We start from the raw sequence: 11,993 nt of genomic DNA, 5'->3' as shown, positions 1-11,993 counted from the left end.
GGTCTGGGTATGTCCGCTTTTCTGTCACCAACTCGCTTGCCACTGCAGCCTCCCGCATTTGCAAGTGTCAACGCTTCTTCTTCAACGCTGACTCCCAATCCGAATAGTGGTGCTCCATGCCGTTCGATGCAGCTGTTAGAGCCGCTTCCGGCATGCCAACAAGTTGGATTGCGACATTCGCCCTTTCAGTTTTGATGCGACCAAGCACCAGATCTTCGGCCGCAGAGGCTAGCTTGATGAGGTCCTCCGCGTGCTTCGGGCCGCAGAGCACTGCTGACCGGTGATAGGAGCTCCTAACCAGCCTGACGGCTTCACCGTTTTGGAATTCGACGTGCGCTTCTATCCGCCCCTCATCTAACGGCGCAACGCAGTGGGACACGTATTTGTCCCGAAGTTCCTTGTACGTTTCGTGCAACTCGGCAAGCCCAAATTCCGCAGCGTCAGCATGCGACAGCGCGGTGCGCTTTTGACTGCCGAAACACTTGAAATAGCTAACGACGGCCCCTTTGACGACGCCGTCGACGTGCTGAGCAATGAAGTTGGAGTCCTTGCTCATTCGCAGGGCCAGCTGGCAGAGGTCAATCACTTGACCCAACTCGTATGCCACCGAGTGCAGATCAGTAAGCAAGTCGGCAATCTCCGCCGGCAAATACACAGCTTCAATCGCCATAACGGCACACCCATCGAGACAGTTTATATGTCCTGTCGCTCGGCACGCCAAACGGCGGACAACTGTAGAGGTAGCGCATCGGCTTCCCCGACTCATCGACCATCACCGCCATGTCGAAGTCGGAACCGCGCACCACGCTCAGCGCAGCCTCATTAACGTGTGTGTCGTCGTAGTTCATTTGAAATCCTCCGGCGCGCATTCGGCGACGCTGGCCGGCACGTTGCCTGGCTGATCCAGCGCGCGCCGAGACTTGCCCATAGTGGGCGGGAACTTGGCCTTGGCTCGGGCTTCTTGCTCATCGACGGGCTCGCGGACGGGGTCGCACCACCACACCTGCGGCACAGGCTTTGGGCTCTTGGCGCTGAAGCAATGGTCCTCATAGCCGAGGACCATGATCTGACCGTCCCGAATCTTGACTCGGGCTCGGTCGAGCTGCCGCCCTGTGGACCCGCCCAGCCGTACATACGGACGAGGGCGCGCCGAAAGCTTAAGAGCAGGACTGTTGCTCAGGCCACCGAGCGCAGCGACATGGCGGCCTTGGTGGCATCGAACGCCACTCCTGCCTGTTCCAACATCCACGCTTCGATGCGTTCGTGATGCGTGCGCAGCAGGTCCAGCGGTCGAACGGTGTAGTGCTTCTCTGTGGACCATTCCCGCGGTCGCCTGTCGGAAGACGACCTCGCGGTTTGGCGAGGTCGGCGCCCTGCTGTACCGCGAAGGCCAGCAGAGGCGCAGTCAGTAGGCCGGTCCTAGCTGCTGAACTGCTCGTTCCCCGTCACGCCCAGTTTCTTGACGCTGTGGCGCTGCGCGGAGGCCATCACGGCGGCGAAGGCGCTGTAGTCCACCAGCTTGTTCGGCTTGATGTGCACCTCGGGCTGATTGGCCTCGGCGAGCGCGCCCACTTCCTGCATCTTGGCGTCGACGGCGGCGCGGTTGGCCAGGGGCTGGTCGTCCCAGTAGACCGTGCCGTCGAAGTCGATGGCGACGGTGTGGATGACCGGCTTGGGTTGTGACTTGCCGCCCAGCCCGATGTCCAGGCTGATCGAATGCAGCTGGGTCGGGATGGTCAGGATGAGCATCACCAACAGCACCAGCATCACGTCGATCAAGGGCGTCGTGTTGACGTCCATCAGGGTTTCGGCCTCGCCGCTGCCGGGCATCGTTGCAACGTTCATTCCCATGTCGGTCTCCCTCGGGTTGCTGCCATGCGCTCACCGTGACTGGCAAGCGCTGGCACCGATGATGCCCAGCAGACGGCATGAAGACAACGGGGTGGCTGCTGCCCTGTTGCTACTGCCCCTACTGCACGAAGCTGACCCTCAGCTTCCCATTCACCACCCTCACATCCCGCACCGCCATCTTCGCCAGCGCGCCCTTGGCCGTGCTCGCATCGATGGTGTAGACGGGACGAGCCTGAAGCTGGGCGTTGATCATCCCCGGTCCTTGCAACTTCACGATCGCGGCGTACTCCTGGGGCAAGCCGGCGAACTCCAGCGTCGTGATCCGCACGTCATCCAGGAAGAGCTGGCCCTCGGCCGGCACATAGCGCGGCCGGCCGGAGAAGCCGACGCGGCCGGTGCGCTCGCGGGTGCCCAGCACGACCTTGGCGTCGGCGGTGAGGCCGATGCGGTCCTCGCCCTCGGTCAGCACGACGACGGGGTTGGACAGGTCCAGGCAGGCGATGAGGAGCTTGCAGTGATGCGTCGGGAAGCGTGGCGCGATGCGGGCCTGCAGCTCGGCCTGCTCGATGTCGAGGTGGCCGTCGGAGATGCGGCTCAGGACGGCACAGGTGGCCAGCGGCAGGACGGCGAGCAGGGTGACGGAGAGAGCAAGAAGGCGGCGGTTCATGGCGTCAAAGGCTTCAAGGCGCCGCCGAGTTTGCCCTCGTCCACCCAGAGGGGGCGTAAGTCAGTGTTCGATCAAATGCGAATACAAATGATTCGCATTTGAGTGCTAGCATGGCTGCTTATGCGTGCGTTACTGGTTCTCCTGCACCGCTGGTTCGGCCTGGCAGCGGCGGTTTTTCTGTTCATTGCCGGGCTGACCGGGGCGGTCATCGCCTTTGATCATGAGCTCGACGCCGCGCTGAATCCGCAGTTCTTCGAGGCCCGCAGCGCAGGGCCGGCCCGCCCTGCGCTGGAGCTTGCCGATGCGCTCGAGGCCGCCGACCCGCGACTGCGGGTGCGCTACCTCCCGTTGCAGGCGGAGGCCGGCCACACGCTGCTGGCCATGGTCGAGCCGCGCGATGCGGACAAGCCGTTGGGCTTCAACCAGCTCGCCGTCGACCCCGCTACCGGCGCCGTGCAGGCCCGGCGGCAGTGGGGCGCCTTGTCGCTGTCGCGCGAGAACCTGCTGCCCTTCCTGTACGCGCTGCACTACAGCCTGCACCTGCCGGAGTCCGGCGGCATCGCCTGGGGCATCTGGCTGATGGGGCTGATCGGCCTGGTCTGGGTGCTGGACTGCTTTGTCGCGATCTACTTGTCATTYCCYAGCCGGCGCCAGTGGCGCAAGTCCTTCGCCTTCCGCTGGGCCAAGGGCGGCCATGCGCTGACCTTCGACCTGCATCGCAGCGGCGGCGTGTGGCTGTGGCTGCTGGTGCTCGTCATCGCGCTGACCTCGGTGGCGATGAATCTGCGCCAGCAGGTCGTGGTGCCGCTGGTGTCGGCGGTCTCGCGCATCACGCCCAGCGCCTTCGAGACCCGCCAGCCCAGCGCCAAGCCCATCGCCCCGACGCTGACGCGCGCCCAGGCCCTGGCGGCCGCACAGGCGCAGGCGCGCGAGCGCGGCCTGAAAGCGCCGGCCGGCGGCATCTTCTATGCCGCGGAATACGGCGTCTACGGCGTCGGCTTCTTCCAGCCCGGCAATGACCACGGCGACGGCGGCCTCGGCAACCCCTGGATCTACATCGACGGCCGCGACGCCAGCCCGGCCGGCGCGCTGATCCCCGGCGAGGGCACGGCGGGCGACCTCTATCTGCAGGCCCAGTTCCCGATCCACTCCGGCCGAATCCTGGGCCTGCCCGGCCGCATCCTCGTGTCCGCGTTGGGGCTGGCCATCGCCGTGCTTTCCGTCACCGGCGTGCTGATCTGGCTGCGCAAGGCGCGCGCCCGCCGACACGCGCCCCAAGCGCCTACCGCTCCCGCCCTGCGTCCTTCCAAAGCATGAAATCAAAGACCGTCCTGATCCTCTCCCCGCTGGCCCTGGCCACCGGCGCCGCACTGGCCCAGCAGACCCCGGTGGAGGTGCCCGGCGCGACTCTGCCCACCGTGCGCGTGCAGGCCAAGGCCGCGGACGACGAGAAGAGCAGCAGCGGCGCCACGCGGCTGGAGATGGCGCTGCGCGAGACGCCGCAGTCCGTCACCGTCATCGGCCAGCAGCAGATCCGCGACTTCGGCCTCACCGACATCAACAAGCTGCTGGACCTGACCCCCGGCGTGCTGGTCGAGCGCGTCGAAACCGACCGCACCTATTTCAGCGCGCGCGGCTTCGACATCCAGAACTTCCAGGTCGACGGCCTCGGCCTGCCCTTTGCCAACGGCGCGCAATGGGGCGCGCTGGACACCGCCGCCTTCGAGCGCGTGGAGGTGTTGCGCGGCGCCACCGGCCTGCTCGCCGGCACGGGCAACCCGTCGGCCACCGTCAACTTCATTCGCAAGCGCGCCGCCAGCAAGGCCTTCGCAGCCAGTGCCGCGGTGACGCTGGGCTCGTGGAACCAGCATCGCATCGAGGCCGATGTGAGTGGCAGCCTGAATGCCGATGGTTCGCTGCGCGGCCGCCTCGTTGTGGCCGACGAAGACAAGGACAGCTGGCTCGACCGCTACAGCCAGCACCGCAGCCTGGGCTATGGCGTGTTGGAGCTGGACATCGGCCGCAACACGCTGCTGACCGTCGGCCTCAACGCCCAGCGCAGCAAGGCCGACAGCCCCATGTGGGGCGCGCTGCCGATGGTGGACAGCACCGGCAAACGCATCGACTACTCGCGCAACACCAGCTCGGCCGCCGACTGGGCCTGGTGGACCAACCGCGACACCGAAGCCTTTGCCGAACTGAGCCACGACCTCGGCGGCGGCTGGCAGACGCGCGCCACCGTCTCGCGCCGCAGCCGCAGCACGCCCAGCGAACTCTTCTACGTCTACGGCACGCCCAACCCCGGCGGCGTGCCGGACAGCGGCTTGTACGCCTACCCGTCGGCCTTCGACGGCAAATACGTGGACAGCGTCGCCGACCTCTACGTCTCCGGCCCGTTCAGCCTGTTCGGTCGCCAGCATCAGCTGATGCTCGGCCTCAACGGCGGCCGCCAGACGCTCAGCGAGCTCTCGCTCTATGCCGGCAATATCGGCGCGGCCGTGCCCGACCTGCAGGGCTGGAACGGCGCCTTCCCCAAGCCGGCCTTCGGCGCGTCGACCGACGGCTCCGACGTGTCGCGCCGCCGCGAAAGCGCCTACGCCGCCGCGCAGTTCAGCGTCAGCGACGCGCTCAAGCTCGTCACAGGCTTCAACGCCACCCGCGTGCGCAACAGCGGCATGAGCTACGGCGTCGAGCAGGCCTACAGCCACGGCGCCGTCAAACCCTATCTCGGCGCCGTGCTGGACCTGGGCGCCAGCACCAGCGCCTACGCGAGCTATGCCGAGGTCTTCAACCCGCAGCTCGAAGCCGACATCAACCGCAAGCCGCTGGGGCCGCTGGAGGGCAGCAACCTCGAGGCCGGCATCAAGTCCGAATGGCTCGATGGCCAGCTCAACGCCAGTGCCGCCGTCTTCCGCACCCGCCAGCAGAACGTGCCGGTGCAGGCTGGCACCCGCCCCGACTTCAGCGCCTATTACGAGGGCATCACCGCCACCAGCACTGGCTATGAGCTGGAGCTGTCCGGCAAGCTGACGCCCGACTGGCGGATTGCCGGCGGCTGGACCCAGCTGCGCCTGAAGGGCAGCAGCGGCGACGACGTCAACCGCTACATCCCGCGCCGCGTGCTGCGCCTGAGCTCCACCTACCAGCTGCTGCCCCAGCTCAAGCTCGGCGCCGCGGTGCGCTGGCAGAGCCAGATCAGCGACCCGGCGCAGGTCGTCAGGCAAAAGGCCTATGCCGTTGTCGACCTGAACGCCGGCTGGGAGTTCAACAAGCAGTGGAGCGCCGGCCTCGTCGTCAACAACGTGGCCGACACGACCTACCTCGGCAGCCTGAAATGGGACCAGGCCTACTACGCCGCACCGCGCAGCGTCGGCGCCACCTTGAGCTGGAAGTACTGACGATGTAGGGGGGTGATCGCCGCGCTGAGCGCATATCCATCTGCGCAAAGCGGCGTTCCCTCTTTGGCGTGCGGTGCCTAGAGTGCCGGGCAATGACACGCCTGCTCACCTTCCCCGACTCCCAGCACCAGGTGCTGTCGATCCGCGCCAAGGCGCTGGTCTTCGACGACCCGGCCTCGCGTGCGCTGCTGGCCCAGGCCGAGCGCGTGGCGGCGAGCGACGCCACCGTGCTGATCATTGGCGAGACCGGTACCGGCAAGGAGTTGATCGCCCGCCACATCCACAACAGCAGCGGCCGCCGCGGCCCCTTCCTGGCCGTGAACTGCGGCGCCTTCACCGAGCAGCTGGTCGAAGCCGAGCTCTTTGGCCATGAAGCCGGCGCTTACACGGGCGCCACCAGCGCACGCGCCGGCTGGTTCGAGGCCGCCGCCGATGGCACGCTGTTCCTCGACGAGGTGGGCGACCTGCCGCCGTCCGTGCAGGTCAAGCTGCTGCGCGTGCTGCAGGAGCGCCAGGTCGTGCGTATCGGCTCGCGCAAGCCCATCGACGTGCGTGTGCGCCTCGTGGCCGCCACCAATGTGCGGCTGGAGCAGGCCGTGGCCGCGGGCCACTTCCGCGCCGACCTCTACTACCGCCTCAGCGTCGCCACGCTGCAACTCGCACCGCTGGCCCAGCGGCCGGGCGACATCCTGGCGCTGGCCGAGCACTTCATCGAGGTCTACAGCCGCCGCCTCGGGCTCACGCAGGTGCGCCTCAGCGCGGATGCGCGCGACGCACTGCTCGGCTACGCCTGGCCCGGCAATATCCGCGAGCTGGAAAACGTCATCMATTACGCGCTGATCATCTGCCGCGACGGCAGCATCGCCCGCGAGGATCTGCAGTTGCATGCGGTGGCGCGGCCCGGGCCGGCGGTCGTTGCGCCGCCGGCGGAAGCGGTGGCCGAGGAGGTGCTGGAGCGCGTTTTCGATCGGCTCTTCGACGAGGCGCCCCAGGCGCTGCACGCGCGCGTCGAGTCCGCACTGGTCCGCGCTGCCTACCGCCACTGCCACCACAACCAGGTGCATACCGCGGCGCTGCTGGGCATCACGCGCAATGTGCTGCGCACGCACTTGAAGCGCCTGGGCCTGCTGGCGCCCGCGCGTAACGCCGCGCCGCAGCTCGCTCATGAGGCCATGCCCGCGCGCCTTCACGCCGCTGCATGAGCTAACGCGAAAAGCTTAGTTCGCGCCTCGCAGGGCGCTGCGCACACTGCCCCGGTCCCTCTGCTTTACTCCACACACGCCGATGAACGCCTCCACCTTTGCCCGTCGCGCCCTCGCGCCACTCGCCCTGCTCCTCATCGCCAGCGCCGCCCATGCCCAGGGCGACAACCCCTATGGCGTCGGCGCTGTCTGGGAGAAGAGCGACGCAGTCACCAAGGTCGTGCTGTTCACCCTCGTCGCGATGAGCGCGGGCAGCTGGTACGTCATCATCACCAAGCTGCTGCAGCAGGCTCGCCTGGGCGTGCAGTCGCGTGCCGCGCAGCGGGATTTCTGGAGCGCCGGCACCGTCAAGGCGGGCGCCGAGAAGCTGTCGCCCAAGAGCCCGTACCGCTACATCGCCGAGGCGAGCCTGGAGGCCACGCAGCGCCACCACGGCCTGYGCGCCAAGGTCGACTTCGCTGACTGGGTGGACCTCTCCCTGCACCGCGCCACGGAGCGCGTGCAGCGCCAGCTCTCCACGGGCCTGAGCCTGCTGGCCACCGTCGGCTCCACCTCGCCCTTCGTCGGCCTGCTGGGCACGGTCTGGGGCATCTATCATGCGCTCACCGCCATCGGCGTGGCCGGCCAGGCCTCCATCGACAAGGTGGCCGGCCCGGTGGGCGAGGCGTTGATCATGACGGCCATCGGCTTGTTCGTCGCCGTGCCTGCAGTGCTGGGCTACAACGCGCTGCTGCGCCGCAATGCCCTGGTGCTGGACGACGTGCGCGACTTCTCCGGCGAGCTGCACTCGGTGCTGCTGGGTTCGGTCCACGAAGAGCCCGCTTCCGCCGAGCAGCCTGCCGGCCTGAGCCCCGCCCTGGCCTGAGCACTGCGCCATGGCCATCCAGATTGCACAGGGTGCCGACGAGGCGGTCTCGTCCATCAACACGACGCCGCTCGTCGACGTSATGCTGGTGCTGCTCATCATCTTCCTCATCACCATCCCGGTCGTGAACTTCTCGGTGCCGGTGGAGCTGCCCAAGCAGCGCAACGAGGTGCGCGAGAGCGAGCCCAAGGACGTGGTCATCACCGTCTCACGCGATGGCAAGCTCTACTGGTTCGATGCACCCGTGGCCAGCAAGGACGCGCTGTTCGAGCGGCTCAAGGGCATCGCCCAGCAGCAGCCCCAGCCCGAGGTGCATGTGCGCGGTGACGCCGGCAGCGACTACGCCCCCGTGGGCCGGGTGCTGCTGGCCGCCCAGCGCGCCGGCATTGCCAAGGTGGGCTTCATCACCGAGCCGCCAGCGAGGGCGCTATGAGTGCGGGACCTCTGCGCAAGGCGGCTCGTGCGCGCCGCCAGGTCACGTCGGCCCTGCCCGTGCCGGACATCAACACCACGCCGCTGATCGACGTCATGCTGGTGCTGCTGGTGATGCTCATCATCACCATCCCGGTACAGCTGCACAGCGTCAAGCTCAACCTGCCGATCGCACCGCCCAGCGCGCCGCCGCCCACGCCACCCGAGGTCGTGCGGCTGGACATCACGCCGGATGCCGTGCTGTGGAACGGCGAGGCCCTTGCCGACCAGGTCTCGCTGCGTGAGCGCCTGGACGCCGCCGGCAAGCAGGCCACGCAGCCCGAGGTGCATGTGCGCCCGCAGCCCGGTGCCAAGTACGACAACTTCGCAGCCGTCATGACGGCGGCCCACCAGGCCGGGCTGACCAAGCTCGGCGTGACCGGCAGCGAGCAGTTTCTGGACGACTCGCAGTAGGAGAGATTCATGAGTGCAGTTCTTTCACCGGGTATCTCCGGCGGCCTGACGCTGGACGGCACCCGCGCCGCGCCGCGCCGGTTCGTTGCGCCAGCGCCTTTGGCCACCACGGCACCGCTGCGCTCGCAGCTGAAGCCGCCGGCCGGCGCCAACCGCGGCACCGGCATCGCCCTCGTCGTCGGCCTGCACATCGTGCTGGGCTGGGGGCTGACGACGGGCCTCGCGTCCAAGGCCGTCGATGCGATCAAGAAGCCCATCGAAATGGCCCTGCTGCCCGAGGTGCTGCCGCCGCCACCACCCCCACCACCGCCGCCCAAGGTCGTCAAGATCGAGCCGGTGCAGAAGGTGGCGCCACCGCCGGCCTATGTGCCGCCGCCCGAGGTCGTGCCCGCTGTCGCGCCACCGCCCGCGCCCATCCAGGTCGTGCAGGCGCAGCCGCCGAAGGAAACGGTTGTCGTGGCGGCAGYACCCGCGCCTGTGCCCGCACCACCGCCGCCCGCAGCGCCCGCCGTCATCAAGCGCGAGATCAGCCTGGCCTGCCCAGGCTACGAGGCCGTGCTGGCCTCCGCGCTGGAAGAGGCCATCGACCGCGTCGGTCTCAAGGGCACGGTGCAGACACTGATCAAGATCCGCGGCAACCAGGTCGTCGACGTGCTGCCGCAATCAGGCCCCAAGGAGTACTACAAGTACGTTCAGGCCGCCGTCAAGCGCATGCGCTGCACGGCCGGTGGTGCCGATGAGGTGCAGGTATCCCTGCCCGTCATATTTTCCTGACACGACGGGCATGCAGTGCAACGCGGCGGCGCGCCAATGGGGCGCCGGCAGCCCAGCTAAAGAGGCTCAGTGGCGGTCTGCGCGCGCCGGCAGGGCGTCCATGCTGCCGGTATTCCCGGATGGAGTGGCGACAGCGTTTGCGTCGCCGGGCTCGAGGTCGCCGGCGCGCCGGTCACGCAGCACGGAGCGGGCCTCGTAGAGGCAGTCGGAACGCGACTGGATGGTGTTGCCGGACAGGCAATTGGCGCGTTCCTGTTGGTAGATTTCCGTTGCACTCTGCGTTTGCGCGGTGATGGGCAACACGATCGCGACCACGGCCGCTGCGGCAACAACCGTGCGGACCGGCGTCTGCCATGAAGTGAATCGGCGGATGCTCATGACGTACTCCTGGTGGATCAGGCACTGATCGGGCTTCGCCAGCCCGGCAGTGCCGGTACCGTTGCTGGCTGGGAAGCGGGGCAATCCAAGTGCCGGCTGCGTCTGGCGCCGGGCAGATCTGGTGCTTTCCGGTTACTCGCGATGACTTGTTGACGCCTTTTGCCGCGGAACCGCCTGACGACGTTGTTGACGTTCCAGGTCGCGACCCGCACGGCGTTACCGCTTGCTGGCTTTCAAGTGAGCCTCAACAGCCGCGGCGTCGTTGCCAACTGCCTTCACGGCCGCCTTGAGCTCGTCCGGCGTCACGCCGAACTTCGTGGCCCAGTCGCGCACCTCGTAGTCCTCGCTGAGGCTGATGCGGCTGCGATCCTGGCCGCCGGTCTTGGTCTTGTCGTCTGACATGGAAGTCTCCTGGAATGCCCATGAAACCGCCATCGTGGTGCCGTTGGAGCGAGGCGCATGAAGGACAAGTCCCCGCCGTGCTGCAAGCGTCGGCCTACGCCATGCAGAGTCCGCAGATTAGGGATGCGGCGGCGGGATGAGCCGGCGTCCTACAAGCCAGCTTGGGTGGGGCGCCCAGGATGGCATTCGCTGCGACTGCCGGAGCGTGCCATGACCCAGAGTTTTGATCGGTCCCGGCTGGCCGAAATTGCCGAAGCGCCGCCGATGCCGCGAGTGGCTTTCCCGGGCCGCGAGGAGATCGCCGTCATGCGGCGAAGCCTGCGGCGGATACGGGAACTGTTGAAACGCAAAGGCCGTGAGTCACGAGCGTCCCGCCGCGAGCGGGAACCGGCCGCAGCGGCGCGCCGCCTGGTCTCGGTGGGCTGAACCTTCGCGTTACCGGCGTTCGGCGGGAAACGTCGGCGCTTTCGGTGTGGTGCGGTCCTTGGCCAAACGTTCCAGGGTGCCGGGCTCCAGGCGGTCCCATTGAACCGCGTCTTCACCGCGCCGCGGCTCGGCCGTCTGAGCCGGGTCGCCCGGTATCGAGGCCGGCGCAACCGGTTGGGTTCGCGCGGGTGCACCCGCGACGGCGCTCGTTGCGACCGCGCAGCCTGCGAGCAGGCCGAGGGCAGAACCTGGGAGATCGAACTTCATTGCGGGCTCCTTCGCTGGGTGCGGGACAGGACACCAAAGCCGGGGAATGCGCGCGCCCAGAACGCCAGCTCGAAGATACCGCCGAGGGCCAGCAGGGCGGTGGCGCCGCTATCCAGCCCAATGCCATAGCAGGCCAGGGCGGCCAGCAAGAGGGCGGCGGTCACGAGGCGGTGTTTCATGGCATCCCGATGCAACGCTTGAGATGGTCATGCTAACGCGATGCCGCCTGCATGGCCGTCATCCAGCGTGAGTTGGCTGCCCACGACCAAGCGGGTAGAGTCAGCGGCGATTGCGGGAATCCAAGGGGCTTGCATGTTCCGTGGACTCCCACTGATATCTGGCGCCAGGGAGGCGAACAGTTAGCCATGCAATATCTGCCCTCCAGCTACGCCCCGTGGGTGGTCGCTGCGTCGCTGCTGATCGCCAGCTTTGCGTCCTATGTTGCGCTTGATCTGGCCAAGCGGGTCCGCACCCGTGACCGCGGCGTCGCCGTGAATTGGTGGGTCGGCGGCTCGCTGGCGATGGGCACCGGCATCTGGTGCATGCACTTCGTGGGCATGCTTGCCTTCTCTCTGCCGATTCCGCTCGGCTATACCGTGGTGCTGACAGTGGCATCGTGGGTCGCCGGGGTCGCCGTGTCGGCCATCGCCCTGTTTGTCGCGAGCCAAGGCGAGCTCACCTGGCGCCGCCTGGCCGGTGGTGCCATCGCGATGGGGCTGGGCATCTGCGCGATGCACTACACCGGCATGGCGGCGCTCGACATGTCGCCCGGCATCGTCTGGAATTTGCTGTTGGTCGCGGCAYCGGCGCTGATCGCGATCGCTGCGTCGGCGGCGGCGTTGTTGATCTTCTTCTGGCTGCGCAAGATGGGGGAGAGG

At 67.5% G+C, this 11,993-nt stretch carries 18 protein-coding genes; 9 read left to right on the top strand and 9 right to left on the bottom strand.

Going from position 1 to position 11,993, the window contains the following annotated elements; genetic code table 11:
• Positions 1-67: 67 nt before the first annotated feature.
• The 5 genes from AC1DU6_RS09780 to AC1DU6_RS09760 form a co-directional block, all read right to left on the bottom strand.
• Positions 68-670 (bottom strand): hypothetical protein, encoded by a 603-nt coding sequence (locus AC1DU6_RS09780; RefSeq protein ID WP_457390839.1) that lies wholly within the window; start codon positions 668-670, stop codon positions 68-70.
• The gene (locus AC1DU6_RS09775) at positions 660-848 is read right to left on the bottom strand and encodes a hypothetical protein (RefSeq protein ID WP_457323690.1); all 189 of its coding nucleotides are present in this window, start codon (positions 846-848) and stop codon (positions 660-662) included. Before AC1DU6_RS09775 ends, AC1DU6_RS09780 begins: the two co-directional genes overlap by 11 nt.
• Positions 845-1,063, bottom strand: coding sequence for a hypothetical protein (locus tag AC1DU6_RS09770; RefSeq protein WP_457323689.1), 219 nt, complete (start codon positions 1,061-1,063; stop codon positions 845-847). Before AC1DU6_RS09770 ends, AC1DU6_RS09775 begins: the two co-directional genes overlap by 4 nt.
• 356 nt (positions 1,064-1,419) lie before the next feature.
• The gene (locus AC1DU6_RS09765; RefSeq protein ID WP_457323688.1) at positions 1,420-1,851 is read right to left on the bottom strand and encodes an ExbD/TolR family protein; all 432 of its coding nucleotides are present in this window, start codon (positions 1,849-1,851) and stop codon (positions 1,420-1,422) included.
• Between the two features lie 118 nt (positions 1,852-1,969).
• On the bottom strand, positions 1,970-2,518 hold the full coding sequence (locus AC1DU6_RS09760; protein WP_457323687.1) for a DUF1439 domain-containing protein: 549 nt from the start codon (positions 2,516-2,518) through the stop codon (positions 1,970-1,972).
• A gap of 120 nt (positions 2,519-2,638) precedes the next feature.
• On the opposite strand from AC1DU6_RS09760, the gene AC1DU6_RS09755 reads away from it, so the two are divergent.
• The 7 genes from AC1DU6_RS09755 (at position 2,639) to AC1DU6_RS09725 (ending at position 9,642) form a co-directional block, all read left to right on the top strand.
• The gene (locus AC1DU6_RS09755) at positions 2,639-3,835 is read left to right on the top strand and encodes a PepSY-associated TM helix domain-containing protein (protein ID WP_457323686.1); all 1,197 of its coding nucleotides are present in this window, start codon (positions 2,639-2,641) and stop codon (positions 3,833-3,835) included.
• Positions 3,832-5,916, top strand: a complete 2,085-nt coding sequence (locus AC1DU6_RS09750) for a TonB-dependent siderophore receptor (RefSeq protein ID WP_477856917.1) — start codon at positions 3,832-3,834, stop codon at positions 5,914-5,916. The genes AC1DU6_RS09755 and AC1DU6_RS09750 overlap by 4 nt, the downstream gene beginning before the upstream one ends.
• Before the next feature lie 92 nt (positions 5,917-6,008).
• Positions 6,009-7,118, top strand: a complete 1,110-nt coding sequence (locus AC1DU6_RS09745) for a sigma-54 interaction domain-containing protein (RefSeq protein ID WP_477856916.1) — start codon at positions 6,009-6,011, stop codon at positions 7,116-7,118.
• An 82-nt stretch (positions 7,119-7,200) separates the two neighbouring features.
• Positions 7,201-7,983 (top strand): MotA/TolQ/ExbB proton channel family protein, encoded by a 783-nt coding sequence (locus AC1DU6_RS09740; RefSeq protein WP_477856914.1) that lies wholly within the window; start codon positions 7,201-7,203, stop codon positions 7,981-7,983.
• A gap of 10 nt (positions 7,984-7,993) precedes the next feature.
• Positions 7,994-8,416 carry an ExbD/TolR family protein gene (locus AC1DU6_RS09735; protein WP_056193856.1) on the top strand — a complete coding sequence of 141 codons (423 nt, stop codon included), beginning with the start codon at positions 7,994-7,996 and terminating at the stop codon, positions 8,414-8,416.
• On the top strand, positions 8,413-8,868 hold the full coding sequence (locus AC1DU6_RS09730; protein ID WP_056193859.1) for an ExbD/TolR family protein: 456 nt from the start codon (positions 8,413-8,415) through the stop codon (positions 8,866-8,868). Before AC1DU6_RS09735 ends, AC1DU6_RS09730 begins: the two co-directional genes overlap by 4 nt.
• A 9-nt stretch (positions 8,869-8,877) precedes the next feature.
• Positions 8,878-9,642 (top strand): energy transducer TonB, encoded by a 765-nt coding sequence (locus AC1DU6_RS09725; RefSeq protein WP_477856911.1) that lies wholly within the window; start codon positions 8,878-8,880, stop codon positions 9,640-9,642.
• A 66-nt stretch (positions 9,643-9,708) separates the two neighbouring features.
• Here the strand turns inward: AC1DU6_RS09725 and AC1DU6_RS09720 are convergent, their stop codons facing one another.
• On the bottom strand, positions 9,709-10,020 hold the full coding sequence (locus AC1DU6_RS09720; RefSeq protein ID WP_457325051.1) for a hypothetical protein: 312 nt from the start codon (positions 10,018-10,020) through the stop codon (positions 9,709-9,711).
• Between the two features lie 216 nt (positions 10,021-10,236).
• Positions 10,237-10,422, bottom strand: coding sequence for a DUF3606 domain-containing protein (locus AC1DU6_RS09715; protein ID WP_457325052.1), 186 nt, complete (start codon positions 10,420-10,422; stop codon positions 10,237-10,239).
• Between the two features lie 210 nt (positions 10,423-10,632).
• Here AC1DU6_RS09715 and AC1DU6_RS09710 point away from each other — a divergent pair, with 210 nt between their 5' ends.
• On the top strand, positions 10,633-10,848 hold the full coding sequence (locus AC1DU6_RS09710; protein ID WP_157281209.1) for a hypothetical protein: 216 nt from the start codon (positions 10,633-10,635) through the stop codon (positions 10,846-10,848).
• Between the two features lie 9 nt (positions 10,849-10,857).
• On the opposite strand, the gene AC1DU6_RS09705 is transcribed toward AC1DU6_RS09710, so the two are convergent.
• Complete coding sequence (locus AC1DU6_RS09705; protein WP_457325053.1) at positions 10,858-11,115, bottom strand: hypothetical protein; 258 nt, start codon at positions 11,113-11,115, stop codon at positions 10,858-10,860.
• Positions 11,112-11,294 carry a hypothetical protein gene (locus tag AC1DU6_RS09700; RefSeq protein ID WP_056193870.1) on the bottom strand — a complete coding sequence of 61 codons (183 nt, stop codon included), beginning with the start codon at positions 11,292-11,294 and terminating at the stop codon, positions 11,112-11,114. The genes AC1DU6_RS09705 and AC1DU6_RS09700 overlap by 4 nt, the downstream gene beginning before the upstream one ends.
• A gap of 186 nt (positions 11,295-11,480) precedes the next feature.
• On the opposite strand from AC1DU6_RS09700, the gene AC1DU6_RS09695 reads away from it, so the two are divergent.
• Positions 11,481-11,993: MHYT domain-containing protein (locus tag AC1DU6_RS09695; protein ID WP_477856908.1), on the top strand; the 513-nt coding region annotated here is incomplete at its 3' end.

The sequence above is a fragment of the Roseateles sp. P5_B10 genome, assembly GCF_056400485.1.
Note: the sequence above shows the minus strand (reverse complement) of the source record. Positions and strands in the feature narration are given on the sequence as shown.

Excerpts from the sequence above, each read along its gene's own strand:
- AC1DU6_RS09780 (WP_457390839.1), bottom strand. The coding sequence starts at position 670 with ATGGCGATTGAAGCTGTGTATTTGCCGGCGGAGATTGCCGACTTGCTT.
- AC1DU6_RS09775 (WP_457323690.1), bottom strand. The coding sequence starts at position 848 with ATGAACTACGACGACACACACGTTAATGAGGCTGCGCTGAGCGTGGTG.
- AC1DU6_RS09770 (WP_457323689.1), bottom strand. The coding sequence starts at position 1,063 with ATGGTCCTCGGCTATGAGGACCATTGCTTCAGCGCCAAGAGCCCAAAG.
- AC1DU6_RS09765 (WP_457323688.1), bottom strand. The coding sequence starts at position 1,851 with ATGGGAATGAACGTTGCAACGATGCCCGGCAGCGGCGAGGCCGAAACC.
- AC1DU6_RS09760 (WP_457323687.1), bottom strand. The coding sequence starts at position 2,518 with ATGAACCGCCGCCTTCTTGCTCTCTCCGTCACCCTGCTCGCCGTCCTG.
- AC1DU6_RS09750 (WP_477856917.1), top strand. The coding sequence starts at position 3,832 with ATGAAATCAAAGACCGTCCTGATCCTCTCCCCGCTGGCCCTGGCCACC.
- AC1DU6_RS09730 (WP_056193859.1), top strand. The coding sequence starts at position 8,413 with ATGAGTGCGGGACCTCTGCGCAAGGCGGCTCGTGCGCGCCGCCAGGTC.
- AC1DU6_RS09720 (WP_457325051.1), bottom strand. The coding sequence starts at position 10,020 with ATGAGCATCCGCCGATTCACTTCATGGCAGACGCCGGTCCGCACGGTT.
- AC1DU6_RS09715 (WP_457325052.1), bottom strand. The coding sequence starts at position 10,422 with ATGTCAGACGACAAGACCAAGACCGGCGGCCAGGATCGCAGCCGCATC.
- AC1DU6_RS09710 (WP_157281209.1), top strand. The coding sequence starts at position 10,633 with ATGACCCAGAGTTTTGATCGGTCCCGGCTGGCCGAAATTGCCGAAGCG.
- AC1DU6_RS09705 (WP_457325053.1), bottom strand. The coding sequence starts at position 11,115 with ATGAAGTTCGATCTCCCAGGTTCTGCCCTCGGCCTGCTCGCAGGCTGC.
- AC1DU6_RS09700 (WP_056193870.1), bottom strand. The coding sequence starts at position 11,294 with ATGAAACACCGCCTCGTGACCGCCGCCCTCTTGCTGGCCGCCCTGGCC.